The organism is Stenotrophomonas sp. FW305-3-2-15-E-LB1, assembly GCF_058787375.1.
The window spans coordinates 46,383-71,811 of sequence record NZ_JBYSZR010000007.1 but is presented as its reverse complement, the minus strand read 5'-3'; the positions used below and the strand labels follow the sequence as shown (position 1 = coordinate 71,811).

Sequence of the window (25,429 nt, the reverse complement as noted above, 5' to 3'; positions counted from 1 at the left end):
CCCCCCCCCCCCCCCCCCCCCGCCCAGCCCGCAGCAACCCAGAGCCTGGATCGCTGTTGCTGTTGCTGTTGCAGTTGCAGTTGCCTGCCGCAGGCAGCGCCCGCGGCCGCCGCCGCAAGGAAAACCCCTTAGATCTTCTTCGCCAGCGCCTCAGCCAGGCCCGTGTAGCTGCCCGGGGTCATCTCACGCAGCGACTGCTTGGCATCCTCCGGCAGCGCCAGCGTCTCCACGAACGCCCGCATCGACTCCGCCGTGATGCCCTGGCCACGGGTCAGCGCCTTCAGCTGCTCGTACGGGTTCGGCAGGCCGTGGCGGCGCATCACCGTCTGCACGGCCTCGGCCAGCACTTCCCAGGCCGCGTCCAGATCGGCATCCAGGCGCTGCGGGTTCACTTCCAGCTTGCCCAGGCCCTTGGCCAGCGAATCCAGCGCCACCTGGCCGTGGCCGAAGGCGGTGCCCAGCGCACGCAGCACCGTGGAATCGGTCAGGTCACGCTGCCAGCGGCTGATCGGCAGCTTCGCGCTGAAGTGCTCGAACAGCGCGTTGGCGATGCCGAAGTTGCCTTCTGCATTCTCGAAATCGATCGGGTTGACCTTGTGCGGCATCGTCGACGAACCGACTTCGCCTTCCTTCAGGCGCTGCTTGAAGTAGCCCAGCGAGATGTAGCCCCAGATGTCGCGGGCCAGGTCGATCAGGATGATGTTGGCGCGGCGCGCGGCATCGCCGATCTCGGCGATGTTGTCGTGCGGCTCGATCTGCGTGGTGTACGGGTTGAACACCAGGCCCAGGCTGGTCACGAAGCGCTCGGCGAAGGCCGGCCAGTCCACGTCCGGGTAGCTGGCCACGTGGGCGTTGTAGTTGCCCACTGCGCCGTTGATCTTGCCGGTCAGCTCGACCGCGGCGATCTGCCGGCGCTGGCGCTCCAGGCGGGCGACCACGTTGGCCAGCTCCTTGCCCAGGGTGGTCGGCGAGGCGGTCTGGCCGTGGGTGCGCGACAGCATCGGCTGTGCGGCCTGGGCGTGGGCCAGGGTGCGCAGGGTGGCGGCGACGCCGTCCAGGCTCGGCAGCAGCACTTCGCGGCGGGCCTGTTCCAGCATCAGGCCGTAGCTGAGGTTGTTGATGTCCTCGCTGGTGCAGGCGAAGTGCACGAACTCCAGCGCCGGGGCCAGCTCGGCGTCGTCCTTCAGCTGTTCCTTGATGAAGTACTCCACCGCCTTGACGTCATGGTTGGTGGTGCGCTCGATCTCCTTCACGCGCGCGGCCTGGGCCGGGGTGAGGTTGGCGGCGAGGGCGCGCAGACGGGTGGTGGCCGCCTCGGAGAACGCGGCCAGTTCGACGATGCCCGGCTCGGCGCCCAGGGCCAGCAGCCACTCGACCTCGACCGTGATGCGGGCCTTGATCAGGCCGTACTCGGAGAAGATCGGGCGCAGGGCGTCGACCTTGCCGGCATAGCGGCCATCGAGCGGGGACAGGGCGAGCAGGGCGTAATCGGACATGTCGGCAGGGCTGGGGCGAGCGGCGGGGGCCATATTCTACGACGCTGCGGGCTGCCGCGCTTCGGCGTTGCCGGCGAGCGGCCGGCGCTACCGATCGGACGGTGCGACCCATCGGCGGCGTTCCATGCTTTGGACAAGGGAGTATCGTTGGCACAGCCGCCAGCCCCGGGAAGCGACCCGCTGCCAGCCGCCGCTTCCCTTTCCCCAACAGAAGTAGTGCGGAGTTGATGCAATGAGCAAAGCTGCAAGCAAGGGTGGAACCGCGACGTTCCGTATCGAACACGACAGCATGGGCGAACTGCAGGTACCTGCCGACGCCCTGTGGGGCGCGCAGACCCAGCGTGCCGTGGAGAACTTCCCGGTCTCGGGCCAGCGCATGCCGCGCGGTTTCATCCGTGCCCTGGGCCTGGTGAAGGGCGCTTCCGCCGGCGTCAACGCCGAGCTGGGCCACCTGCCCAAGGTCGTGGCCAAGGCCATCCAGGTGGCTGCCGCCGAAGTGTCGGCCGGTCAGTGGGACGCGCATTTCCCCATCGACGTCTACCAGACCGGTTCGGGTACCTCCTCGAACATGAATGCCAACGAGGTCATCGCCACCCTGGCCAACCGTGCCGGCAAGGCGGGCAAGACCGTGGTGCACCCCAACGACCACGTCAACCAGGGGCAGAGCTCCAACGATGTGATCCCGACGGCATTGCGCGTGTCGGCGGTGCTGGCCGTGCACGAGCATCTGCTGCCGGCGCTGGTGCACCTGCGCAAGACCCTGGACAAGAAGGGCCGCAGCCTGCGCAAGGTGGTCAAGACCGGCCGCACCCACCTGATGGATGCGATGCCGCTGACCTTCGAGCAGGAATTTGGCGCGTGGTCGGCGCAGCTGGCCTCGGCACAGGAACGCATCGAAGACAGCCTCAAGCGCGTGCGTCGCCTGCCGCTGGGCGGCACCGCCATCGGCACCGGCATCAATGCCGATCCGCGCTTCGGCGAGCAGGTGGCCAAGGCCCTCAAGCAGCAGACCGGTGTCAAGTTCGACAGCGCGGCGAACAAGTTTGAAGGCCTGGCCGCGCAGGACGATGCCGTGGAACTGTCCGGCCAGCTCAATGCCCTGGCCGTGGCCCTGATCAAGATCGCCAACGACCTGCGCTGGATGAACGCCGGTCCGCTGGCCGGGCTGGGCGAGATCGAACTGCCGGCCCTGCAGCCGGGCAGCTCGATCATGCCGGGCAAGGTCAACCCGGTCATTCCCGAGGCGACCGTGATGGCCTGCGCGCAGGTGATCGGCCACCACACCGCGATCACCGTGGCCGGGCAGACCGGCAACTTCCAGCTCAATGTCACCCTGCCGCTGATCGCGGTGAACCTGCTCGATGGCATCGGCCTGCTGGCCAACGTGTCCGTCCTGCTGGCCGACAGCGCGATCAAGGGGCTGAAGGTGCGCGAGGACCGCGTGGCCGAGGCGCTGGCGCGCAATCCGATCCTGGTGACCGCGCTGAACCCGATCATCGGCTATGAGAAGGCGGCGGCCATCGCCAAGCGGGCCTACAAGGAACAGCGCCCGGTGCTGGATGTGGCGCTGGAGGACAGCGGCCTGGACGAGGCCGAGCTGCGCCGCCTGCTGGACCCGGCCGCGCTGACCGCCGGTGGCATCCAGGCCGGTGGTGGTGGTGCCGGCGGCTGATCTGGCGGCATCCACGCATCAAACGAAAACGCCGCCCCTGGGGCGGCGTTTTTCGTATCAGCGGCGGTCGGCGACGATGTTGCCGAACGTCTCGGTGTAATCCTTGAACTCCGGGATGGCCTGCACCAGGTCCGGCGGAATCACCTCCATGCCCTCCGGTGGCTGGATCTTCACCGGCTGCATGTTCGGATCGGCCGGGGCCGCCACCAGGGTGTTCTGGCGCAGCACCTGCAGCTTGCCGAACATGGTCTGCAGCATCTGCCGCTGGCCATCGTTCAGCGGGATCTGGATCTCGTCCACCTTCATCGTGCCGTCGGGCAGGATGATGATGTTCGGCGCCGGCTGGCGGCGCACCGTCACCATGCTTTCGCTGACGGAGATCTTGGGCTTGCCGCGCTCGGCGCGGTGGTTGCGGTAGTCCTGGTCGCAGCCGGCCAGGCCCAGGCAGAGCAGGGCGACCAGCAGCAGCAACAGCTTTTTCATGGCGGTTCTATCGGGTGCATCGGGGGCCGCCATTGTAAGCCCGGGCGGCCCGGCACGGCCGGCAACGGGTCAGGTTGCCGGCCGGGTGCGGCGAAGTGTCACAGGGTCAGCGGTTGACCACGGTGTTGGTGTTGCAGTCGTCGATGTCGCGCTGGTCCATGGTGGCGTAGGGCTGGAACGCCGGCAGGTCGCGGGCCAGTGCCTGCTGGCTGGCCAGCATCGCCGGCAGCCGGTTGCACAGCTGCTTGGCCTGGGCTTCGATCTTCTCGGCTTCGGCATTGATGCGCTTCTCGATGCCGTCGGTGTCGCCACTGAATACGCCCTTGATCGCTTCGCTGGCGGCGCTGGCGCCCAGCTTGGCACCGGCCACGCCGATCTCCATGCCGTCCTGGGCGATGCCGGCGATATGGCCGCGATAGTCCAGCAGCTGGCGACGCTGTGCCGGCGTGGTCTCCACTTCCTTGCCGGCGATCAGCAGGCGGCCATCCGGGGTGATCTCCGCACGCGGCTGCTTGTCCGAGGAAATCTTGATGTTGCCCTTGGCGATTTCCTCACGGGCCTTGTCGGTGGCTTCCTTGACGCTCTTGCCGATCTCGCCGGTGGCATCGGCCACGGCCTTGCCCGGCGACGTGTCCGACGGCGAAGAGGAAGACGAGGACGTGCCGCCACAGGCGATCAGCGGCAGGCACAGCAGGACGGCAGGCATCAGGCGCAGCAGGTTCATGGCGTTCTCCTCAAGGCAATGGATGGATGGCTTACTTGCCGCGCGGCAGGGTGACCTTGCCGCCGATGTCGCGATGGCGGACGTCGCCGCTGCCACTGTGGTCGACGGTCAGGTTGCCGCCGGCGCCGTTGACGGTGATGTCGCCCGAGCCGTGGCTGCGCACGTGCACGTTGCCGCCGGTCTGGTCGATGTCCACGTCGCCGGAGCCGACCACGCCGATCTCCACGTTGCCCTTTACCTGGCGGAAGCCGATGTCGCCCGAGCCGACCGTTTCCAGCCGCGCGTTGCCGCGCACGTCGCTGATCTTCAGGTCACCCGAACCGACGGTGCCGACCACGGCGTCGCCCCCGATATTGCGGGCCTTGACGTCGCCCGAACCCAGCGACAGCAGGTTCAGCGATGCGGCGCCGTCGATGTCCAGGTCGCCCGAGCCGACCGCAGCATGCACGCTGCCCCGCGTGCCGCGGGCGATGCCATCACCGGAGCCGACATCCATGCTCAGCGACTGCGCGTTGTCCACGCTGGCATCGCCGGAACCGATGCGGAACTGCAGCGGCAGGTTGTCCGGCACGCTGCCACGGATGTCCAGCCAGGCATGGAAGTTGCCCAGGCTGATGCCGGGCCGGCTGTCACGGCGCAGGCTGACCACCAGCTTGTCGCCTTCGCGGCGCTGGTCCAGCCGCAGCTGGTCCAGCAGCTCCTGGCTGGACGCGCAGGCGCGGCCTTCCAGCTGGCCACCGCCGGCATTGGCGACGACCTTCAGGTCGTGCTGGTTGACCTCGAACACCACGGCCTTGGCACCGGCCGTGTCCAGCTTCAGCGAGCGCGGCGCGGAAAGCTTGCAGTTGGGTGCGTCGGCGGCCTGCACCGACAGCGGCAACAGCAGCAACAGGGCACTACAGGCGAGCAGGGTACGCATGGTGGTCTCTCCGGGAAGGGATCAGATTTCGCCGGCGCGCTTGCGCAGGCGGATGGCCAGGATGATGAAGGCGACGCCGAACGCTGCACCGATCCACAGGTCGGGCATGGCCAGGGTCTTCAGCTGCTCGGCCGGACTCATCAGTGCGGCCAGCGACTCGACGCTCTTGGCCCTGTCGCTCGCGCTGAGGCGGTAGACCAGGTCCACGCCCGGCACCGTGCCCAGCAGCAGGCGGCCGACGATGTGCTGCCAGAACCAGCCGGTGGTCATGTCGAACACATGCATCAGCTTGGTGGTGCTGACGATGATGCCGGCGAACAGCGGCAGCATCACCGCCCACAGGAACGGCTTGCTCTTGGCCCAGGCCGAGCACAGCAGCAGCCAGCCGGCGGTCGGCAGGGCCCACAGCGCGTACACCGGGATGGCGGTCAGCAGGCCGGCGCTCAGGGTCAGCGGGCTGGCCGGGCCCCAGATCAGCGTGGTCGCGCTGCCGCCGTGGGTGACCGCAACGATGCTGATGATCAGCAGGAAGCCGAACATGGTGGCGACGGCGGCCAGGGTGGCCACCAGCGGCGCGATGACCAGGGCGCTGATCACCTTGGACAGCACGGTCTGGGTGTCCGACAGCGGCAGCGACTTCCAGAACAGGATGCTGCGGTCGCGGCGGTCGTCGTAGAGAGCGCCCAGGCAGTAGAAGAACACCACGAAGGCCAGCACCAGGAAGGGCCAGGTGGAGCTGAGCAGCAGCGTCAGGTCCAGGCCGTTGCCGAGGTCGGCCATGTCCTTGGCGCTGATCTTCTGGGTCAGCAGGGCCAGGTCCAGGCCGTTGATGTTCACGTCCTCGCCATCGACGTGCAGGCCGCCGTCGCGGGCGGCACGGTGCAGGGCGAACAGGCCCAGGCCGATGCCCACCGCGCTCATCAGCAGCGAGGCGATGCCGGCGATCAGCGGGGCGTACAGGAAGCCGCCGCGGTTCTCCCAGTATTCGCGCTTGAGCAGCCAGCGCAGGGTGCCTGCGGGGCTGACCGGATGGTTGACGGCATTCATGCGTAGGTCCCCTTCATGACAGCGACGAACAGATCGGCCAGGCCCGCGTTGCGGGTCTCGCCCAGGGTGGAAAGCTGGCTGCGCGGCACGCCGTCAAACAGCAGCACGGTCTTGCCGAAGGCTTGGGCGCGCTCGTCGATCGGCTTCAGTGCGCGGGCGGTTTCCAGCTGGTCTGCACCTACCAGCAGCTCGGTGTAGCGTTCGCCCACCTCGTCCATCTCCGCGCTGAGGACCACGCGGCCATCGCGGATGAACATCACGTCGCTGAGGATGTGCTCGATCTCTTCCACCTGGTGGGTGGTGACGATGATCGTCTTCTGCTCGTCGAAGTAGTCCTCCAGCAGGCGCTGGTAGAACTCCTTGCGGTACAGGATGTCCAGGCCCAGGGTCGGCTCGTCCAGCACCAGGATGCGGGCATCGATGGCCATAACCAGGGCCAGGTGCAGCTGCACGATCATGCCCTTGGACAGCTCGCGCACGCGCTGCTTGGGCTGCAGCTTGGTGTTGGCCAGGAAGCGTTCGCAGCGGGCGCGGTCGAAGCGCGGGTGCACGCCGGCCACGAAATCGATGGCCTCGCGCACCTTCAGCCAGCGTGGCAGTACGGCCACGTCGGCGATGAAGCAGATGTCCTTCATCAGTTCATCGCGGTGCGCCCGCGGGTCGCGGCCCAGCACCGACAGCTCGCCCTCCACCGAGGTCAGGCCGAGGATGGCCTTCAGTGCGGTGGTCTTGCCGGCGCCATTGGGCCCGATCAGGCCGACGATGCGGCCTGCGGGAATGGAGAAGCTGGCGTTGTCGAGGGCAACGGTGTTCTTGTAGGCCTTGCGCAGGCCCTTTGCGGTGATGACGGCTTCGCTTGCGACGGTACTCATCAGATCTTCCCCTGGGGCAGCAATTCGTCGAGGCTCAGGCCCAGGCGCTGGATGCGCTCCAGGACCGCCGGCCATTCTTCGTTGAGGAAGCGCTCACGCTCGCTGCTGCGCAGCTGCGTGGCGGCCTGCTCGGTCATGAACATGCCCAGGCCGCGGCGCTTCTCGACCAGGCCTTCATCGGCCAGTTCCTGGTAGGCGCGCGAAACGGTGATGGGATTGAGCTGGTAGTCGGCGGCCACCTGGCGCACCGAAGGCAGGGCGTCGCCCGGCTTGAGGATTCCGTCGAGCATCATGGCGATCACGCGCTCCTTCAGCTGGCGGTAGATGGGAGCGCCGTCGCTCCACTGGATGTCGCTCATATTCAGCTCCGTGGGGTCAGCGGCTGTGCGAACGAGAAGTACGGCATGGACAGGGAGCTGTGCAGCCGACGCGGGGGAGGGGGAGAGGGTTCGGCGTTCCCGGCCGTGAAGGGTGCTGCGTCCTGCGGGGTGTTGTCGGGGGAGGAGGAGGGCGCCGGCGGTGCCGGCAGGGCCAGCCAGAGCAGGGCCAACAGCGTGGATACGGCCGTGACCGCAGGGGCGGCATGGCGGCGTCGCATCTGGATGTTCATGGTTTCCCCCTGTCTCAGGTGACTGGTGTTGTATGCAACTATAACACCGGCACGCTGTCGTGCAAGACCCGCTGCAACCCAACTGATGGCAGGGGTGGTCACACTTCTGAAGCTATTGAGTCAAGTGATTGATTTGATTGGAGAACGGGCTTCGCACAGCCGTGTTTTCCGGACCCGCTTCCATTCAGCAACATCGATGCTATGTCATCGGCGGTGCGCTGGCGGGCCCCAGGGACGGCAGCCGCCACGCCGCGCAAAGTGAGGCGGCCCCTGCAACGGCAGGCGCTCCGGGCCCCGGTGCTATAGTTCGGCCGATTCCCGGCCGGAGCTGGCCGGAGCCCTGAAACAGCTACCGCGGAACGACCCTCATGCCTCTGCCGACTGCTCTCCCGCGCCGCCTTCGCGGCTTGTCCCTGTTGACCGTGCTGGCCTTTGGCCTGGCCGGGTCGGCCAGCGCCCTGGCTGCCGATCTGCTTGATGTCAGCTACCGCCCGTTGGCCGGCAAGCAGCAGGTCAACCTGGAAAAGCGCTACCACGGCCAGGTGCTGCTGGTGGTCAACACCGCCAGCAAGTGTGGCTACACCCCACAGTACGAAGGCCTGGAAGCGCTGCACAAGCAGTACGCCAGCAAGGGCTTTGCCGTGCTCGGCTTCCCGTCGAATGATTTCAAGGGCCAGGAGCCCGGCGATGAGAAGCAGATCCAGGATTTCTGCACGCTGACCTACGGCGTCAAGTTCCCGATGTTCGAGAAGGTGCACGTGGTCGGTGCCGAGGCCACGCCGCTGTACCAGCGCCTGACCGCCGCTACCGGCGTTGCCCCGGGCTGGAACTTCCACAAGTACCTGGTGGGCCGCGATGGCAAGGTCATTGCCCAGTTCGCCAGCAAGGTCACTCCGGATGATCCGCAGCTGAAAGCGGCCATCGACAAGGCGCTGGCTGCGCCGGCCACCCATTGAATGACGGCACGCACGCCTCGACATCTCCGGCGTGCGTGCGACAATGATTGCTTTCGCGCCGACGTCGGCGCCCAGACACTTCCAGGAATGCAGCGAATGAAGATGGGAATGCGCGGCGCAGCGGCGTCGGTTCTGATTCTGGCGATGGGCACCTCTGGTGCTGCCCTGTCGCAACAACCGGCCGCACCGGCGGCCGCCAAGGAGACCGCAACCTTGAATTCCCCCAAGCAGAAGCTCGGCTACGCCATCGGTCTGGATGTGGCCAAGTCGTTCGCACCGATCGCCGATGAAATCGACGTGGCCGCACTGCGCACCGCCGTCGAGCGTTCGTTCGAAGGCCTGCAGCCGCAGATCACCCAGGACCAGGCCAAGGCCACCGACGCGGCCCTGCGCCAGGTCGTGATGGCCCGCAACGGCCAGCAGGTTCCGGGCATGGCACCGGGCTCGCAGCCGGCCAAGGTCGACCGCGTCAAGGTCGCTCAGATGATCGGTTCCTACTCGGTCGGCCCGTCGCTGGCGCAGCTGAAGGACGACATCGATACGGCCTCGCTGTTTGACGCGATCAGCACCGCTCTGAGCAAGGGCCAGCCGAAGATGACCGAAGCTGACGCGACGGCCACCATCCAGTCGTTCATGAGCACCAAGCAGGCTGAAATGCAGGCCAAGGCCGCCCAGGCTGCGCAGACCAACCGTCAGGAAGGCAACGCGTTTCTGGCCAAGAACAAGACCCAGCCGGGCGTGGTGACCACCGCCTCGGGCCTGCAGTACCAGGTGATCCGCCCGGGCAGCGGCGAGCGCCCGCTGCCGAGCAGCAAGGTGCGCGTGAACTACGAAGGCAAGCTGCTGGACGGCACCGTGTTTGACAGCTCCGCCAGCCGTGGCCCGGCCGAGTTCGGCCTGGACCAGGTCATCAAGGGCTGGACCGAGGGCGTGGCCCTGATGCCGGTCGGTTCCAAGTACCGCTTCTGGATTCCGGGCGACCTGGCCTATGGCGAGAACGGCACCCCGGGTGGCCCGATCGGCCCGAACGCCACGCTGACCTTCGACGTCGAGCTGCTGGGCGTTCTGCCGTAAGCCCCCAGGAGTCAGCACGGACATGCGCGTTGCGATTTTCGGTACCGGCTACGTCGGTCTGGTGACAGGGACCTGCCTGGCCGATGCCGGCCACCAGGTGGTCTGCGTCGATATCGACCAGGCCAAGGTGGACGGCCTCAACCAGGGCATCATCCCGATCTACGAGCCGGGCCTGGAGCCGATGGTGAAGGCCAACCACGCCGCGTCGCGGCTGGCGTTCACCACCGATGCCGCAGCCGCCATCGGCCATGGGCAGGTGGTGTTCATCGCCGTCGGCACGCCGCCGGACGAGGATGGCAGCGCCGACCTGCAGTACGTGCTGGCCGTGGCCCGCACCATCGGCCGGCACATGAGCGTGCCGACCGTGGTGGTCAACAAGTCGACGGTGCCGGTGGGCACCGCCGACAAGGTGCGTGCAGCGATCGCCGCCGAGCTTTCCGCGCGTGGCGCGGACATCGCCTTCGACGTGGTGTCCAACCCCGAGTTCCTGAAGGAAGGCGATGCGGTGGCTGACTGCATGCGCCCGGACCGCATCATCATCGGCGCCACCAGCGCCGAATCGGTGGCGGTGATGCGCCGCCTGTATGCACCGTTCAACCGCAACCACGACCGCGTGGTGGAAATGGACGTGCGTTCGGCCGAGCTGACCAAGTACGCGGCCAACGCGATGCTGGCGACCAAGATTTCGTTCATGAACGAAATCGCCAACATCGCCGAGCGCGTCGGCGCCGACATCGAGCAGGTCCGCCAGGGCATCGGTTCGGACCCGCGCATCGGCTGGCACTTCATCTACCCGGGCGCCGGTTACGGTGGCTCGTGCTTCCCCAAGGATGTGCAGGCGCTGGCCAGCACCGCGCAGCAGTACGGCCTGGAGCCGAAGCTGCTCAACGCCGTCGAAGCGGTCAATGATGCGCAGAAGGGCCACCTGTTCGAACTCATCCAGCGCCATTACGGCACGGATGCGGGCGCCAGCCTGCGTGGGAAGACGTTTGCGGTGTGGGGCCTGGCCTTCAAGCCCAATACCGACGACATGCGCGAGGCATCCAGCCGCCGCCTGCTGGCCCAGCTGTGGGACGCCGGTGCGACGGTGCGTGCCTACGACCCGGAAGCCACCCATGAAGCGCAGCGCATCTTCGGGCAGCGCGACGACCTGGTGTTCTGCGGCAGTGCCGACGAGGCCCTGCAGGGCGCCGCTGCGGTGGTCGTGGTGACCGAGTGGAAGCAGTTCCGCAGCCCCGATTTCCAGGCGCTGCGTTCGCAGCTGAAGGACGCGGTGGTGTTCGATGGCCGCAACCTGTACGACCCATCCGAGGTCGAGGCTGCCGGCCTGGCTTATTACGGCATTGGCCGGGGGCGTTCGTTGCATGTCTGAGTTGCCGAGTGAACGTGAGCAGGCGCTGGAAGCGCGCCTGGTCGAACTGGAGATGCGCGTGTCCTTCCAGGAACACGCGCTGGCCGAACTGAGCGATGCGCTGGCCGCTGCAAGCATGCAGGGTAGCCGCAATGCCGATGTGCTGCGCGTGCTGCTGGAAGACCTGGGCAAGGTCCGCAACGCATTGAATTCTTCCGATCCGGCGAGCGAACCGCCGCCGCCGCACTACTGATCCGATTCCTATGAGCGATACCCTCCGCGACCAGCTGATGGGCCTGGGCTTCAAGCCGGCACCCAAGCCCGAGCGCAAGAACGATGCCCCCCGCCGTGATGGCCGCCCGCAGGGCAAGGGTGGCAATGGAAATGGCAATGCAAGGCCGCAGGGCGCTGGCAAGGGCGAACAAAAGCCCGGCGAGCGTCGTGGCCATGGCCGTGGTGGTGCCGGCAAGCCCGGCCCGTCGCGCGGCCCGGGCCAGCAGGGCCCGCGCAAGCCGCGCACTGCCGAAGAGATGGACCTGGCCAAGGCCTACGCCATCCGCGCGCAGAAGGAAAAAGAAGAGCGCATCGAGACCGAGCGCCTGAAGCAGGAAGAAGCGCGCCAGCGCCGCGAGGCCAAGGCCAAGCTGGAAGAACTGCTGAAGGACAAGGGGCTCAATGACGAGGCGGCCGACATCGCCCGTCACTTCCCCTACGGCGGCAAGATCAAGCGCATCTACGTGACCGCCGCGCAGCTGACCGCGCTCAATGCGGGTGAGCTGGGCGTGGTCCAGCTCAACGGCCGTTACCTGCTGGTGACCGCCGAGCTGCTGGCGCAGTCGGAGGCCGTGTTCGCCGCATCGGTGGCGTTGAAGGTCGATCCGAATGCACCGGCCGAAGAAGATCCGTATGCGGATCCGCAGTTCCAGGTGCCGGACGACCTGGTCTGGTAAGCAGGCCTGCAGGATGACGAGGACGCCGGGCATTGCCCGGCGTTTTCGTCAGTGCGTGCCGGTGGCGCTGCGCCGCGCGCGGATCAACGGCAGGCTCAGCGCGAAGAAGCACAGCAGGGCGCCGACCAGGGCAAAGCCGCTGCCGGCGAGGAACGCGGTGCGGCCGTTGTCGATGGGCCACAGCTGGCCGGCGATGAGTGCGCCGAGCACGCCGCCGACACCGGACGAGAATCCGTACAGCAGGCCCTGGCCGTGGCCGTTGAGCCGGCCCGGGAAATAGGTCGCCAGCATCTGCATGGCCGCGGCGAAGAAGGCGGCGAAGCCCAGCGCATGTGCGGTCTGCGCCAGCAGCATCACCGGCAGGTTCTCCGGGAACAATGCGGTGACCGCCCAGCGCAGGCAGGAGCTGACCAGGGCGATCAGCAGCATCCAGCTGGCGTCGTAGCGGCGGAAGAAGCGGCCGATGGTGAAGAACACGCCCACCTCGAACACCACGCCGATGGTCCACAACAGGCCGAGGGTCGAGGTGCGGTAGCCGTGGTGGTCCATGTAGACCGAGAAGAACGTGTAGTACGGCCCGAACGACAGCTGTTCCATGAACGCCGCCAGGAAGAACGCGAGCACCGGCGGCCGGCGCACGATCTGCCAGAAACCGCTGGCGTCGCCCTCGGCCTTGCCGATGCCGCGTGCGTACTGGTTGCTGAAGGCCGAAGCCACCAGCAGGGCGAACAGCGGCAGCATCATCCACGGCAGCAGCCCGGCGCGGCTGCCGCTGCCGTCGCCTTCGATCAGCCAGCCGAACAGGGTGACGATGGCGATGAAGCCCAGCGAGCCCCAGACCCGGATCAGCCCGTAACGATGGCTGTCGCTGCCCAGGTGGGTGAGGGTGATCGACTCGAACTGCGGCATCACCGCGTTGTAGAAGAAGCAGAACACCACCATCGCCGGGTACATCCACGGCTGCGGCAGCGGCAGCAGGAACACCGCGAAACTCAGCAGCGTCAGTACGCAGCCCACCCGCAGCAGGCGGATCGGGCGTGGCGAGGCCGCCGCCAGTGATGTCCAGGTGCTGGGCGCGATCACGCGGGTGGCGTACCACAGGCCCATCATCACGCTGATGGCGGTGACGCTCATCCCGCGCGCGGTCAGGAACAGGCTCCAGTACGGCGTGAACGCGCCGAGCGCGGCGTAATAGAACAGGTAGAAGCTGGACAGGCGGGCGGCGGGAACGGTCATCGCGGGAATAATGCACGTGGCGCCGGGGCATGCCCAGCGCTACCGCCTCATTCGGGGTCGTAGTCGAGGTTGGAGGCCAGCCAGCGCTCGGCCTGGGCGCGGTCGACGCCCTTGCGGCGGGCGTAGTCGCTGACCTGTTCGCGGCTGAGGCGGCCCACCACGAAATACTGGCTCTGCGGGTGGCTGAAGTAGTAGCCCGACACGGCGGCAGTGGGCAGCATGGCGAAGCTTTCGGTCAGCTCCATGCCGGCGTTGGCCTCGGCCTGCAGCAGGTCGAACAGCCGGCGCTTTTCGCTGTGCTCGGGGCAGGCGGGATAGCCGGGCGCCGGGCGGATGCCGCGATACTTCTCGTCGATCAGCGCCTCGTTGTCCAGCGTCTCGGCGTGGTCGTAGCCCCAGAATTCCGTGCGCACGCGCTGGTGCAGGCGTTCGGCCAGCGCCTCGGCAAAGCGGTCGGCCAGTGCCTTCAGCAGGATCGCGTTGTAGTCGTCATGCTCGGCTTCGAAACGCGCGACGTGGGCGTCGATGCCGATGCCGGCGGTCACCGCGAAGGCGCCGATCCAGTCCTGCCGGCCACTGTCGGCAGGCGCGATGAAATCGGCCAGGCAGAAATCCGGGCGCTCGGCCGGCTTGTCCACCTGCTGCCGCAGGAAGTGCAGGGTGGTCTCGCCCTGCGGGTGCTGCACGCGCACGTCATCGCCGACGCTGTTGGCCGGCCACAGCCCGAACACGGCCTTGGCCTGCAGCCACTTCTCGCCGACGATGCGGTCGAGCATCGCGCGTGCGTCGCGGTACAGCTCGCTGGCCTGGGTGCCGACGATCTCGTCGGTGAGGATGGCCGGGTACTTGCCGGCCAGTTCCCACGCCTGGAAGAACGGCGTCCAGTCGATGTAATCGACCAGTTCGGCCAGCGGGTAGTCATCGAACACGTGCAGGCCCGGCAGTTTGGGTGCCGGCGGTGTGTAGTTCACCCAGTCACCCTGGAATTTCTGACCGCGCGCGTGTTCCAGCGACACCAGGCGTTTGGCATCGCCGCGGTTGCGATGGCGGGCGCGGATTTCGGCGTAGTCGGCTTCGTTGGCGGCGACGAAGGCTTCGCGCAGGTCGCGCGAGATCAGCGACTGGGCCACGCCTACGGCGCGCGAGGCATCCTTCACCCAGACGGTCGGCGCTTTGTAATGCGGGTCGATCTTCAGCGCGGTATGCGCACGCGAGGTGGTCGCGCCGCCGATCAGCAGCGGCAGGTCGAAGCCCTGGCGCTCCATTTCGCGCGCCACGTGGCTCATTTCTTCCAGCGAGGGCGTGATCAGCCCGGACAGGCCGATCAGGTCGGCGTTGTGTTCGCGCGCGGCGTCGAGGATCTTCTGCGCCGGCACCATCACGCCCAGGTCCACGACCTCGAAGTTGTTGCAGGCCAGGACCACGCCGACGATGTTCTTGCCGATGTCGTGCACATCGCCCTTCACCGTGGCCATGATGATCTTGCCGTTGCTGCGGGCGGTGTCGCCGCTGCGCGCCTTCTCCGCTTCGATGTAGGGCAGCAGGTAGGCCACGGCCTTCTTCATCACGCGCGCGGACTTCACCACCTGCGGCAGGAACATCTTGCCGGCGCCGAACAGGTCGCCGACCACGTTCATGCCGTCCATCAGTGGTCCTTCGATCACGTCCAGCGGGCGGCTGGAGGCCTGTCGCGCCAGCTCGGTGTCCTCTTCCACGAAGGCATCCAGGCCGTGCACCAGCGCATGCGCCAGGCGCTGCGCCACCGGCTTCTCGCGCCAGGCGAGATCTTCGGTCTTCGCGGCGCCCTTCTTGCCCTTGTAGCGCTCGGCAATCTCCAGCAGGCGTTCGGTGGCATCGCTGCGGCGGTTGAGGATCACGTCCTCCACGCGCTTGCGCAGTTCCGGCTCCAGCTCGTCGTAGATCGGCATGGCGCCGGCGTTGACGATGCCCATGTCCATGCCGGCGGCGATGGCGTGGTAGAGGAACACCGAGTGGATGGCCTGGCGCACCGTCTCATTGCCGCGGAACGAGAACGAGACGTTGGAGACGCCGCCGGACACATGGCAGTGCGGCAGGGTCTGCTTGATGATGCGGGTGGCTTCGATGAAGTCCACCGCGTAGTTGTCGTGCTCTTCGATACCGGTGGCGACGGCGAAGATGTTGGGATCGAAGATGATGTCCTGCGGCGGGAAGCCGATCTCATCGACGAGGATGCGATAGGCGCGGGTACAGATCTCGACCTTGCGTGCGCAGGTGTCGGCCTGGCCGGCCTCGTCGAAAGCCATCACCACCGCGGCGGCGCCATAGCGCAGGACCTTGCGCGCGTGTTCGCGGAACAGCGCCTCGCCTTCCTTCAGCGAGATCGAGTTGACCACGCTCTTGCCCTGCAGGCATTTCAGGCCGGCCTCGATCACGCTCCACTTGGAGGAATCGACCATCACCGGAATGCGCGCGATGTCCGGCTCGGACATGATCAGGTTGAGGTAGCGGGTCATCGCCGCTTCCGAATCGATCAGGCCCTCGTCCATGTTGACGTCGAGGATCTGCGCGCCGCTGGCCACCTGCTGGCGGGCCACGTCCACCGCTTCTTCGTAGCGGCCTTCCTTGATGAGCTTGCGGAACTGCGCGCTGCCGGTGACGTTGGTGCGTTCGCCGACGTTGACGAACAGCAGGTCCGGGGTGATGACCAGCGGTTCCAGGCCGGACAGGCGGGTGTAGGGCGAAGTGCTCATGCGGCCTGCTGCTCCTGTGCGCCGGGCAGGGCGCGCGGCGGCAGGCCGGCCACGGCCTCGGCGATGGCGCGGATATGGTCCGGCGTGGAGCCGCAGCAGCCACCCACCAGGTTCAGCAGGCCATCCTCGGCAAAGCCGCGCAGGGTGGCGGCCATTTCCTCGGGCGTCTCGTCGTACTCGCCGAAGGCATTGGGCAGGCCCGCATTGGGGTGGGCGCTGACGTGGCAGTCGGCCACCTGGGACAGGGTTTCCACGTGCGGGCGCATGGCGTCGGCACCCAGCGCGCAGTTCAGGCCGATCGACAGCGGGCGCGCGTGGGCAAGCGACGCATGGAACGCGTCGGCGGTCTGCCCCGACAGGGTGCGGCCGGAGGCATCGGTGATGGTGCCGGAGATCATCACCGGCAGGCGCGCGCCGCGTGCATCGAAGGCCTCTTCCAGCGCATACAGCGCGGCCTTGGCGTTGAGCGTGTCGAAGATGGTCTCCACCATCAGGGTGTCGGCACCACCGTCGATCAGGCCTTCGATGGCCTCGCGGTAGGTATCGCGGAGTTCGTCGAAACTGGTGTTGCGGAAGCCGGGATCGTTCACGTCCGGGCTGATCGAAGCGGTACGGCTGGTAGGCCCGATCACGCCGATGACGAAGCGCGGCTTGTCCGGCGTGGTTGCTTCCACGGCATCGCAGCAGGCACGCGCGACGGCGGCACCTGCCTTGTTCAGCTCATACACCAGGTGTTCCAGGTGGTAGTCGGCCTGGCTGACCGAGGTGGCGTTGAAGGTGTTGGTTTCCACCAGGTCCGCACCGGCCAGGAGGTAGGCGGTGTGGATATCGCCGATGACCTGCGGCCGGGTCAGCAGCAGCAGGTCGTTGTTGCCCTTCAGGTCATGGCCTTCCGGCGTGCCGTGGTCGCAGCCGGGGCCATGGCTGTGGTCGTAGCCCCCGGCGAAACGTTCGCCGCGGTAATCCGCTTCCTGCAGGCCATGGCGCTGGATCATGGTGCCCATCGCCCCATCAATGATCAGGATGCGCTCGCGCAGCGCGGCGAGCAGGGCATGGGCACGTTCGGGATGCAGCCAGGGCAGGGCGGACACGGCGACCTCAGGGCTTGTTGGCGATCAGCGAGATGACTTCAAAATGCGGCGGGCGCTTTTCACGGGTCACCGTTTCCAGGCTGGAGACCTGCAGCCCGGCCTTGTCGACGAACTTGCGCAGTTCCTTGTCGCTGAAGCCGAGGTTGACGTGGCCATAGGCTTCCACCGCGGCCTTGTGCTCGTGGCGGGCCAGGCTGCACAGCAGCAGGCGGCCACCCGGGCGCAGCACGCGCGCGGACTCGGCCACGGCCTGCGCCGGCTTGCTGGCATAGGTCAGCGCGTGCATCAGCACCACCAGATCGAACGTGCGGTCCTTGAAGGGCAGGGCGTGCATGTCGCCCTCGCGCACCTCCACGTTGGGCAGGCGGCGCAGGCGCTCGCTGGCGGCGGCCACCACGCGCGCGCTGGTGTCGATGCACACGTAGCGGCTGGCGTGCGGCGCGACCAGCTCGGCCAGCACGCCGTCACCGGAGGCGATGTCCAGCACGTCGCCGGTTTCCAGCAGCGGCAGCGCCGTGCGTGCCAGCGCTTCCCAGGTGCGGCCCGGCGAGTAGTGGCGTTCCATGTCGCCGGCCACGCTGTCGGCCCAGTTCTGGTCGGCGGCACGGCTGGCCATCACCGCAGCGACGCGTTCAGCATCCTGGCGCAGCAGCGGGTCATCGCTTCCGTTGCTCAAGGCATGCCACAATGCGCGCTGCGCCGGGTCCAGCTGGGCATCGTCGAAGCGGTAGTAGGCCGACACGCCGGCACGGCGGTCGCGGACCAGGCCCGCTTCCTTCAGGCGCGCCAGGTGGGTCGACACCCGCGGCTGCGCCAGCCGGGTGATCGCCGACAGCTCGGCCACGGTCAGCTCTTCCTGTTCCAGCAGCGCCAGCAGGCGCACACGGGTGGCGTCGGCGAACACCTTCAGGCGGGTCGACCAGTCTTCCAGATCCATAAATATCTACCTATCGCGATATAGAGATATATTCGCCGACGGTACCTGTCCCGGTCAAGCCGCCACCGCCCCCAAGTCAGCCGCCGTTGCCCGGCCCCGGTACAATCGGCGCACCTGGGCACGCTGTGCGTGGCCCATATCATCATGTCCCTGGGAGGGTGTTGTGGATTTCAGCTTTACTGAAGAGCAGTTGATGCTGCAGGACGTTGCGCGGCGCATCGCGCAGGAAAAGATCGCCACGAGCGCGGAGCACCATGACCGCACCGGCGAATTCCCCCTGGAGAACATCCGCCTGCTGGGCGAGAACGGCCTGATGGGCATCGAAGTGCCGACCGAATACGGCGGCGCAGGCATGGACCCGATTGCGTACGTGCTGGCGATGGTGGAGGTCGCCGCCGGTGATGCTGCGCATTCGACGATCATGTCGGTCAACAATTCGCTGTTCTGCAACGGCATCCTGACCCATGGCAGCGAGGCGCAGAAGCAGAAGTACGTGCGCGCGATCGCCGAAGGCGAGGCCATCGGTGCCTTCGCCCTGACCGAGCCGCAGTCCGGTTCGGATGCCACGGCCATGCGCTGCCGCGCGGTCAAGCAGGCCGACGGCACCTACGTCATCAATGGCAAGAAGAGCTGGATCACCTCCGGCCCGGTGGCCAAGTACATCGTGCTGTTCGCGATGAGCGAGCCGGACAAGGGTGCGCGTGGCATCACCGCCTTCCTGGTCGACACCGACAAGGCCGGTTTCGGCCGCGGCAAGACCGAGCCGAAGCTGGGCATCCGTGCCTCGGCCACCTGCGAGATCGAGTTCAACGATTACGTGGCCCAGGCCGAGGACGTGCTGGGCCAGGAAGGCGAGGGCTTCAAGATCGCCATGGGCGTGCTCGACGCCGGCCGCATCGGCATCGCCTCGCAGGCCATCGGCATCGCCCGTGCTGCCTATGAGGCAACCCTGGAATACGTGAAGGACCGCAAGGCCTTCGGTGCCGCCATCGGGACCTTCCAGATGACCCAGGCCAAGATCGCCGACATGAAGTGCAAGCTGGACGCGGCGCTGCTGCTGACCCTGCGCGCTGCATGGGTGAAGGGCGAGGGCAAGCGCTTCAGCAACGAAGCGGCCATCGCCAAGCTCACCGCGTCCGAAGCGGCCATGTGGATCACCCACCAGGCCGTGCAGATCCACGGTGGCATGGGCTATTCCAAGGAAATGCCGCTGGAGCGCTACTTCCGTGATGCCAAGATCACCGAGATCTACGAAGGCACTTCGGAAATCCAGCGCCTGGTGATCGCCCGCAACGAGACGGGCCTGCGCTGAGTTCGAGCGGCCGCGCCGCTGCAATGGCGGCGCGGCCGTGTGTAGATCCACGCCATGCGTGGATGGGCCGTGGCATTGGATATCTGTAGAGCCGAGCCCATGCTCGGCTCCGGTACACGCAGCCGAGCATGGGCTCGGCTCTACAGAAAGCGGCTGCGTGCCCGAGCCGCGCTACAATGCAGGCCGTTTTTTTCAAGGTCTGCACGATGATCTATCGCGGTTGGGGATTCATGACGCTGGTGACGCCGATTGCTGGCATCCTGCTGCTGGCGTACTTCTTCCCGCACGGCGGCCCGAAGGGCAACATTCCGCTGCAGCAGGTGCTGCTGGGTGGGGGCCTTGGCGCGGCCGTGAACGTGCTGCTGGGCCTGTGGTTGAACCGTGCGCCGCGGCAGAAGGGCGAGGCGGCGCCGCATCATGTCTTCTTCGTGCCCATGCAGTGGGCCGCGCTGATGATCGTGGCGGTGTGTGCCGTGGTCGCGCTGCTGCGCTGAGGGGCGGCGCATGCTGCTCTGGTAGGTGCCAACCTTGGTTGGCACGAATCCGAGGGCGCCAACCAAGGTTGGCATCTACCGTGGCCCCGCGACGCGGCAACAAAAAAGGCCCCGGATCGCTCCGGGGCCTTTTCATTTCAACCTGCCGCCGGATCAACGATCCGGACGGTGTGCGCCTTCCGCGTCGCGCTGGCGCTCCATGAACTCCTTGGAGGGTTCATCCAGCTTGTCGCCCAGCATGCGGCGCACGACCACGAAGAACACCGGGATCATCAGCAGGCCCAGCAGGGTGGCGAACAGCATGCCGCCGATCACGCCGGTACCGATGGCGTGGCGGGAGTTGGCGCCGGCACCGGTGGAGATCGCCATCGGGATCACGCCCATGATGAACGCGAACGAGGTCATCAGGATCGGGCGGAAACGCAGGCGGGCCGCTTCGATGGTGGCATCGCGCAGGGTCTTGCCCGCGGCACGCTGTTCCACCGCGAACTCCACGATCAGGATCGCGTTCTTCGCGGCCAGGCCGATCACCGTGATCATGCCGATCTTGAAGAAGATGTCGTTGGGCAGGCCGCGGATCATCGACAGGCCGATGGCACCCAGCACGCCCAGCGGCACGACCAGCAGCACCGCCACCGGGATCGACCAGCTTTCATACAGGGCGGCCAGGCAGAGGAACACCACCACGACGGACAGCACCAGCAGCAGCGTCGCCGCGTTGCCCGCCAGGATTTCCTGGTAGGACATGCCCGACCAGTCATAGCCGTAACCGGCCGGCAGGTCGTTGTTGACGATGTCTTCCATCGCGGTCATCGCTTCACCCGAGCTCTGGCCCGGGGCCTGCGAGCCGACGATGTTGATGGCCGAGTAACCGTTGTAGCGGCTCAGCGATGGTGGGGCCGAAACCCATTCCGACTTGACCACCGTGTTCAGCGGGATCATGGCATTGGTGCCGTCGGCATTGGTGGTCAGGCTGGAGGGGCTGTAGAAGCTCTTCAGCGATTCCTGGCCGGTGCGGTACGGCGCGTCGGCCTGCATGGTCACGCGCTTGATGCGGCCCTGGTAGAAGAAGTCGTTGACGTACACCGGGGCCAGCATCAGCTGGATGGTGCTGTACACGTCCGACACCGACATGCCCATCGACTGCGCCTGCACGCGGTCAACATGCAGCGCCAGCTGCGGGGCGTTTTCCAGGCCGTTCGGGCGCACGCCGGTCAGCTTGTCGCTTTCCTGCGCCGCCTTGCCCAGCAGGATGTTGCGCGCCTGGGTCAGCTGTTCGTAGCCCTGGCCACCACGGTCCTGCAGCCACATGTCGAAGCCGCCGAACTGGCCCAGGCCCTGCACGGTCGGCAGGTTGACCACGAAGATCTGCGCTTCCTTGATGCCGTAGAACGCGCCGTTCATGTTCTGGATGAACTCGGGCACGGTGACCTTGCGGTCGGCCCACGGCTTGAGGCGGATGAAGCCCATGCCCACGTTCTCGCCCGAACCGACGAAGCTGAAGCCGGCAATCTGCATCAGGCCTTCGTAGCCTTCCTGGTCCTTCAGGATGCCGCGCATCTGCGAGAAGACTTCGTTGGTCTGGCCCTTGGTCGAGCCCGGCGGCAGCTGCACGATGGCCAGTGCGTAGCCCTGGTCTTCTTCCGGCAGGAAGCTGCCCGGCATGCGGGTGAACAGGAAGCCGCACAGTGCGGTGAGCACCACGGCCAGGATCATCCAGCGCGGCGCGTGCTTCACCGCCGAGGTGATGTGGCCGACGTAGGTCCCGCTGATCTTGTCGTAGTACTTGTTGAAGGTACGGTAGACGATGTTCGGGTTGTCGTTGTGGGTCGGCTTGAGGAAGGTCGCGCACAGGGCCGGGGTGAAGCCCAGCGCCAGGAACGCGGAGAACGCCATCGAGATGGCGATGGTGAGCGCGAACTGCTTGTAGATCTCACCGGCCGCACCGCCCTGCAGGGCCGAGGGGATGAACACCGCGGCCAGCACGACGGTGATGGCCACCACCGCGCCGGTGATCTGGGTCATCGCCTTCTGCGTGGCCGGCTTCGGCGCCAGGCCTTCCTCGGTCATGATGCGTTCGACGTTCTCGATGACCACGATCGCGTCATCGACCACGATGCCGATCGCCAGCACCATCGCGAACAGGGTCAGCTGGTTGATGGTGAAGCCGATCAGCCACATGCCCAGGAACGTACCCAGCAGGGCCACCGGGATGACCAGGGTGGGAATGATCGTCGCGCGGAAGTTCTGCAGGAAGATCAGCATCACCAGGAACACCAGCAACACCGCTTCGAACAGCGTCTTGACCACTTCCTCGATGGAGATCTTGACGAAGGTGGTGCTGTCGTACGGCGAGAACCAGCTGACGCCGGCCGGGAAGCTCGGCTGCAGCTCGTCCATCTTGGCGCGCACGGCATCGGCCACGTTCAGGGCGTTGGCGCCCGGCAGCAGCTGGATGGCGAAGGCACCGGCGGCCTGGCCGTTGTACTGGGTATCGAAGCCGTAGTTGTTGGCACCGAAGGCGACGCGGGCGATGTCCTTGAGCAGCACGCGCGAGCCGTTGGCGTTGGCCCGCAGGATGATGTTCTCGAACTCTTCAGGCGAGCTGAAGCGGCCTTCGGCCGAAACCGTGGCAGTGAAGTGGCCATCCGGCGAGGGATCCGAACCCAGCGAACCGGCCGCGAACTGCACGTTCTGCGCGCGCACCGCCGCCAGCACTTCGCTGGCCGACAGGCCGTAGCCCTGCATCTTTTCCGGGTTCAGCCAGATGTTCATGGCGTACTCGGAACCGAACTGCTGGGTGCTGCCGACGCCGGGGATACGCGAGACCTGGTCGAGCACGCGCGAACCGACGATGTCGTTCAGGGCGTCACGGCTGATCGTGCCGGTGTCCGAACGCAGGCCGACCACCATCAGGAAGCCGGCGTTGGCCTTGGCCACCACCACGCCCTGCTGGGTTACTTCCGAAGGCAGTCGTGGCGTGGCCAGCGACACCTTGTTCTGCACCTGCACCTGGGCGATGTCCGGGTCGGTACCGGTCTCGAAGGTCAGGGTGATCTGCGCACGGCCGTTGGAGGACGAGGACGAGCTGAAGTACAGCAGGTGATCGATACCGGTCAGCTGCTGCTCGATCACCTGGGTGACCGATTTTTCAGTGGTGTCCGCGCTCGCGCCCGGGTAGGTGGCCTGGACGGTCACCTGCGGCGGGGCGATGTTGGGATAGGACTCGACGCCGAGGTTGAGGATCGCGATCACGCCGCTGAGCGAGATCAGGATCGCCACCACCCAGGCGAAGACTGGATGTTCGATGAAAAATTTAGGCATGACGGAAGGTTCCCGTTACTGCTTGTTCGATTCGGTGGCGGCAGGCTCGGCCTTGTCGGCAGCCTCCGGCTTGGCCGGCGCCTTCTCGGCGCCGCCTGCAGCCGCGGCTGCCGGGGCTGCACCGGCAGCGGCGGGCTGGCCGTTGGCATCCTGGCCCGGGGTCCAGGGCTTGGCCGTGGCCGGCGCCCCTTCCTTGACCTTCTGCACGCCCGCCACCACGACCTTGTCACCGGCGGCCAGGCCGTCGCTGACCATCCAGTTGCCGCCCTGTGCGCCTTCGGTCTTCACGTTCTTGCGCACGACCTTGCCGTCGGCGCCGACCACCATCACGAAGCCGCCGGCGCTGTCACGCTGCAGGGCCTGCTGCGGGATCAGGAAGGCGTTGTTGCGCTCGCCCAGGTTGGCCTGGAAGCTGACGAAGGCACCCGGCAGCAGGATCTTCTGCGGGTTGGGCAGCACCGCGCGCAGCGAAACCGCACCGGTGGCCGGGTCGACCGTGGTGGACGAGAAGTCCAGCGTGCCGGCTTCGCCGTAGGCGGTGCCATCGGACAGCTTGACGTTGACGGTGGCCTTGCCATCGCCGGACAGCGCCAGGGCGCCACGGGCCTGCTGCGCACGCAGCTGGCTCAGTTCGTCCACGCTCAGCGAGAAGTTCACGTACAGCGGGTCGAGCTGGTCCACGGTGGTCAGCAGGGTCACGTCGCCCTGGCCGACCAGGGCACCTTCGGTGACCTGCTGCTTGTTGGCCACGCCGCTGATCGGCGAGGTCACTTCGGCATAGCCCAGGCTGATGCGCGAGGAGGTGACCGAGGCTTCAGCCTGCTTCACCGCGGCCAGCGCGGTGCGCTCGGCGGCTTCGGCGCTGTCCAGGTCGGACTTGGACACGTACTGCTGCGGCGCCAGCGAACGGGCGCGGTCGGCGGCGACCTTGGCGTTGGCGTAGGTCGCGCGGGCCGAGGCCAGCTGTGCTTCCGACGCGTTGAGGCTGGCGCGCAGCGGGGCCGGATCGATCAGGAACAGGGTCTGGCCCTGCTTGACCTCGCTGCCTTCCTGGTAGACGCGCTTGAGCAGCACGCCCGGCACGCGCGCGCGCACGTCGGCGCTGCGGAACGGGGACAGGCGGCCGACCAGTTCACGCTGCAGCGGCAGGGTCTGCGGCTTGGCGTCGATCACGCCCACCTCCGGCGGCGGGGGCGTCTGCTGTTCCGGCTTCTTGCAGGCGGCCAGCGCGACAGCAACGGCGCACGTCAAGGCAAGGGTGCGGAGTGGGGCGGTCATCAGGAGGAACTCCGGGGTTGGTTTGTAGTGGGGGCCACCGACGGCGTTGGCGCAAAGGCGCGCAGGAAGCTGTCGACGGAGAATTCTGCCCAGCGCCGACGCAGCTGCGCGTCATCGCGATGGGGGGTATGGAAACGCTGTTTGTCGAAATCCTGACCGGCGATCATGCTCAGCAGCAGTTCGGCCATGAAGTGCGGGTCGTCATGCCGGAGCTGGCCACGCATGCAAACGGTTTCAATCCATTCAGCAAGATGAAGCGTCAATGCGCCGGCACCATGCCGGTACAGCGTACGCGCCTCTTCGGGAAACTGCGCCGCATCGGCGGCAATCACCCGGCAGGCCTGTCCCACGTGCGGCTGGTTGAAATGCTCCAGGAAGTCGGTGGCGAACTGCAGAAGGCTGGCACGCAGGTCGTCAGTGCGGAGTGCACGGACCATGGCCCCGGTCGCGTGGCCGACGTGGCGCTGCATGACCCGCCGCAGCAGGTCCTGCTTGCTGCCGTAGCGCGAATAGAGCGTCTGCTTGGAGCAGCCGGCATGCTGGGCGACTGCATCCATGCTGATCTGCATGCCCTGGTGGGCCAGCAGTTCGCGCACGGCATCGAACACGCGCTGATCGCGCGCATCCAGGGCAGCGGGGAGGTAGGCCGGGTTCACGCGGTGGACTATACCGTCCAGTTCAGGATTGTGGAATCGTGCCGATAGTCCTGTCCGTCCTGACAGCGGGCGCTGCGCGCGCTTATTCCGGTAACACGGTTTGCCGATCCTGTCGGTATCGCGTCGCCGGGTGCCGACGCCATAGCGGTGCGAACTGAATAGGCGTCTAAACCGCAGCAAACCCGGCATTTCATTATTCCGTCCTGCAGCAAGGC

General features: G+C 66.8%; 22 protein-coding genes. 8 read left to right on the top strand and 14 right to left on the bottom strand.

Annotation, left to right across the window (positions count from 1 at the left end; translation table 11 throughout):
- Window positions 1-128: 128 nt before the first annotated feature.
- Window positions 129-1,496 carry an adenylosuccinate lyase gene (gene purB / locus AC3WL7_RS07410; protein ID WP_283220849.1) on the bottom strand — a complete coding sequence of 456 codons (1,368 nt, stop codon included), beginning with the start codon at window positions 1,494-1,496 and terminating at the stop codon, window positions 129-131.
- Window positions 1,497-1,728: 232 nt separating this feature from the next.
- On the opposite strand from purB, the gene AC3WL7_RS07405 reads away from it, so the two are divergent.
- On the top strand, window positions 1,729-3,168 hold the full coding sequence (locus AC3WL7_RS07405) for a class II fumarate hydratase (RefSeq protein WP_492749862.1): 1,440 nt from the start codon (window positions 1,729-1,731) through the stop codon (window positions 3,166-3,168).
- A 57-nt stretch (window positions 3,169-3,225) separates the two neighbouring features.
- Here AC3WL7_RS07405 and AC3WL7_RS07400 read toward each other — a convergent pair whose 3' ends face one another.
- The 6 genes from AC3WL7_RS07400 to AC3WL7_RS07375 form a co-directional block, all read right to left on the bottom strand.
- Window positions 3,226-3,651: a hypothetical protein gene (locus AC3WL7_RS07400; RefSeq protein WP_108746988.1), complete on the bottom strand. Its 426-nt coding sequence runs from the start codon at window positions 3,649-3,651 to the stop codon at window positions 3,226-3,228.
- 106 nt (window positions 3,652-3,757) lie between these two features.
- On the bottom strand, window positions 3,758-4,375 hold the full coding sequence (locus AC3WL7_RS07395; RefSeq protein WP_200732529.1) for a YggN family protein: 618 nt from the start codon (window positions 4,373-4,375) through the stop codon (window positions 3,758-3,760).
- 31 nt (window positions 4,376-4,406) lie between these two features.
- Window positions 4,407-5,294, bottom strand: coding sequence for a GIN domain-containing protein (locus AC3WL7_RS07390; RefSeq protein WP_079222419.1), 888 nt, complete (start codon window positions 5,292-5,294; stop codon window positions 4,407-4,409).
- 21 nt (window positions 5,295-5,315) lie between these two features.
- A complete protein-coding gene (locus AC3WL7_RS07385; protein ID WP_492749856.1) occupies window positions 5,316-6,341 on the bottom strand; it encodes a hypothetical protein in 1,026 nt (341 codons plus the stop codon).
- Complete coding sequence (locus tag AC3WL7_RS07380; RefSeq protein ID WP_108746985.1) at window positions 6,338-7,213, bottom strand: ABC transporter ATP-binding protein; 876 nt, start codon at window positions 7,211-7,213, stop codon at window positions 6,338-6,340. Before AC3WL7_RS07380 ends, AC3WL7_RS07385 begins: the two co-directional genes overlap by 4 nt.
- Entirely contained in the window at window positions 7,213-7,572 is a 360-nt protein-coding gene (locus tag AC3WL7_RS07375; protein WP_079222416.1) for a GntR family transcriptional regulator, read from the bottom strand. The genes AC3WL7_RS07380 and AC3WL7_RS07375 overlap by 1 nt, the downstream gene beginning before the upstream one ends.
- A 619-nt stretch (window positions 7,573-8,191) precedes the next feature.
- On the opposite strand from AC3WL7_RS07375, the gene AC3WL7_RS07370 reads away from it, so the two are divergent.
- The 5 genes from AC3WL7_RS07370 to AC3WL7_RS07350 all read left to right on the top strand — a co-directional run bounded on the left by AC3WL7_RS07370 (window position 8,192) and on the right by AC3WL7_RS07350 (window position 12,154).
- A complete protein-coding gene (locus tag AC3WL7_RS07370; protein ID WP_108746983.1) occupies window positions 8,192-8,779 on the top strand; it encodes a glutathione peroxidase in 588 nt (195 codons plus the stop codon).
- A gap of 96 nt (window positions 8,780-8,875) precedes the next feature.
- Window positions 8,876-9,853 (top strand): FKBP-type peptidyl-prolyl cis-trans isomerase, encoded by a 978-nt coding sequence (locus AC3WL7_RS07365; protein ID WP_108746982.1) that lies wholly within the window; start codon window positions 8,876-8,878, stop codon window positions 9,851-9,853.
- Window positions 9,854-9,875: 22 nt separating this feature from the next.
- Window positions 9,876-11,225: a UDP-glucose dehydrogenase family protein gene (locus AC3WL7_RS07360; RefSeq protein WP_079222412.1), complete on the top strand. Its 1,350-nt coding sequence runs from the start codon at window positions 9,876-9,878 to the stop codon at window positions 11,223-11,225.
- Complete coding sequence (locus AC3WL7_RS07355; RefSeq protein WP_079222411.1) at window positions 11,218-11,457, top strand: SlyX family protein; 240 nt, start codon at window positions 11,218-11,220, stop codon at window positions 11,455-11,457. The genes AC3WL7_RS07360 and AC3WL7_RS07355 overlap by 8 nt, the downstream gene beginning before the upstream one ends.
- 10 nt (window positions 11,458-11,467) lie before the next feature.
- The gene (locus tag AC3WL7_RS07350) at window positions 11,468-12,154 is read left to right on the top strand and encodes a DUF2058 domain-containing protein (RefSeq protein WP_312736589.1); all 687 of its coding nucleotides are present in this window, start codon (window positions 11,468-11,470) and stop codon (window positions 12,152-12,154) included.
- Window positions 12,155-12,202: 48 nt separating this feature from the next.
- On the opposite strand, the gene AC3WL7_RS07345 is transcribed toward AC3WL7_RS07350, so the two are convergent.
- Genes AC3WL7_RS07345 through AC3WL7_RS07330 form a run of 4 tightly spaced genes read right to left on the bottom strand, consistent with a single transcriptional unit; the run spans window position 12,203 to window position 18,150 of the window.
- Window positions 12,203-13,390: an MFS transporter gene (locus tag AC3WL7_RS07345; RefSeq protein WP_108746980.1), complete on the bottom strand. Its 1,188-nt coding sequence runs from the start codon at window positions 13,388-13,390 to the stop codon at window positions 12,203-12,205.
- 47 nt (window positions 13,391-13,437) lie between these two features.
- Window positions 13,438-16,122 carry a methionine synthase gene (gene metH / locus AC3WL7_RS07340; RefSeq protein WP_492749847.1) on the bottom strand — a complete coding sequence of 895 codons (2,685 nt, stop codon included), beginning with the start codon at window positions 16,120-16,122 and terminating at the stop codon, window positions 13,438-13,440.
- On the bottom strand, window positions 16,119-17,213 hold the full coding sequence (locus AC3WL7_RS07335) for a homocysteine S-methyltransferase family protein (RefSeq protein ID WP_492749845.1): 1,095 nt from the start codon (window positions 17,211-17,213) through the stop codon (window positions 16,119-16,121). The genes metH and AC3WL7_RS07335 overlap by 4 nt, the downstream gene beginning before the upstream one ends.
- A 7-nt stretch (window positions 17,214-17,220) precedes the next feature.
- The gene (locus AC3WL7_RS07330) at window positions 17,221-18,150 is read right to left on the bottom strand and encodes an ArsR/SmtB family transcription factor (RefSeq protein WP_079222406.1); all 930 of its coding nucleotides are present in this window, start codon (window positions 18,148-18,150) and stop codon (window positions 17,221-17,223) included.
- Window positions 18,151-18,286: 136 nt separating this feature from the next.
- Between AC3WL7_RS07330 and AC3WL7_RS07325 the strand changes: the two genes are divergently transcribed.
- Window positions 18,287-19,462, top strand: coding sequence for an acyl-CoA dehydrogenase family protein (locus AC3WL7_RS07325; protein WP_492749915.1), 1,176 nt, complete (start codon window positions 18,287-18,289; stop codon window positions 19,460-19,462).
- Window positions 19,463-19,668: 206 nt separating this feature from the next.
- Entirely contained in the window at window positions 19,669-19,956 is a 288-nt protein-coding gene (locus AC3WL7_RS07320) for a hypothetical protein (RefSeq protein WP_492749843.1), read from the top strand.
- A gap of 153 nt (window positions 19,957-20,109) precedes the next feature.
- Here the strand turns inward: AC3WL7_RS07320 and AC3WL7_RS07315 are convergent, their stop codons facing one another.
- From AC3WL7_RS07315 to AC3WL7_RS07305, 3 genes are read right to left on the bottom strand one after another with little or no spacing between them, the layout of a single operon-like run.
- Complete coding sequence (locus AC3WL7_RS07315) at window positions 20,110-23,280, bottom strand: multidrug efflux RND transporter permease subunit (RefSeq protein WP_492749841.1); 3,171 nt, start codon at window positions 23,278-23,280, stop codon at window positions 20,110-20,112.
- A gap of 15 nt (window positions 23,281-23,295) precedes the next feature.
- Entirely contained in the window at window positions 23,296-24,558 is a 1,263-nt protein-coding gene (locus AC3WL7_RS07310) for an efflux RND transporter periplasmic adaptor subunit (protein WP_295515540.1), read from the bottom strand.
- Window positions 24,558-25,214, bottom strand: coding sequence for a TetR/AcrR family transcriptional regulator (locus tag AC3WL7_RS07305; protein WP_079222402.1), 657 nt, complete (start codon window positions 25,212-25,214; stop codon window positions 24,558-24,560). Before AC3WL7_RS07305 ends, AC3WL7_RS07310 begins: the two co-directional genes overlap by 1 nt.
- Window positions 25,215-25,429 lie beyond the last annotated feature (215 nt).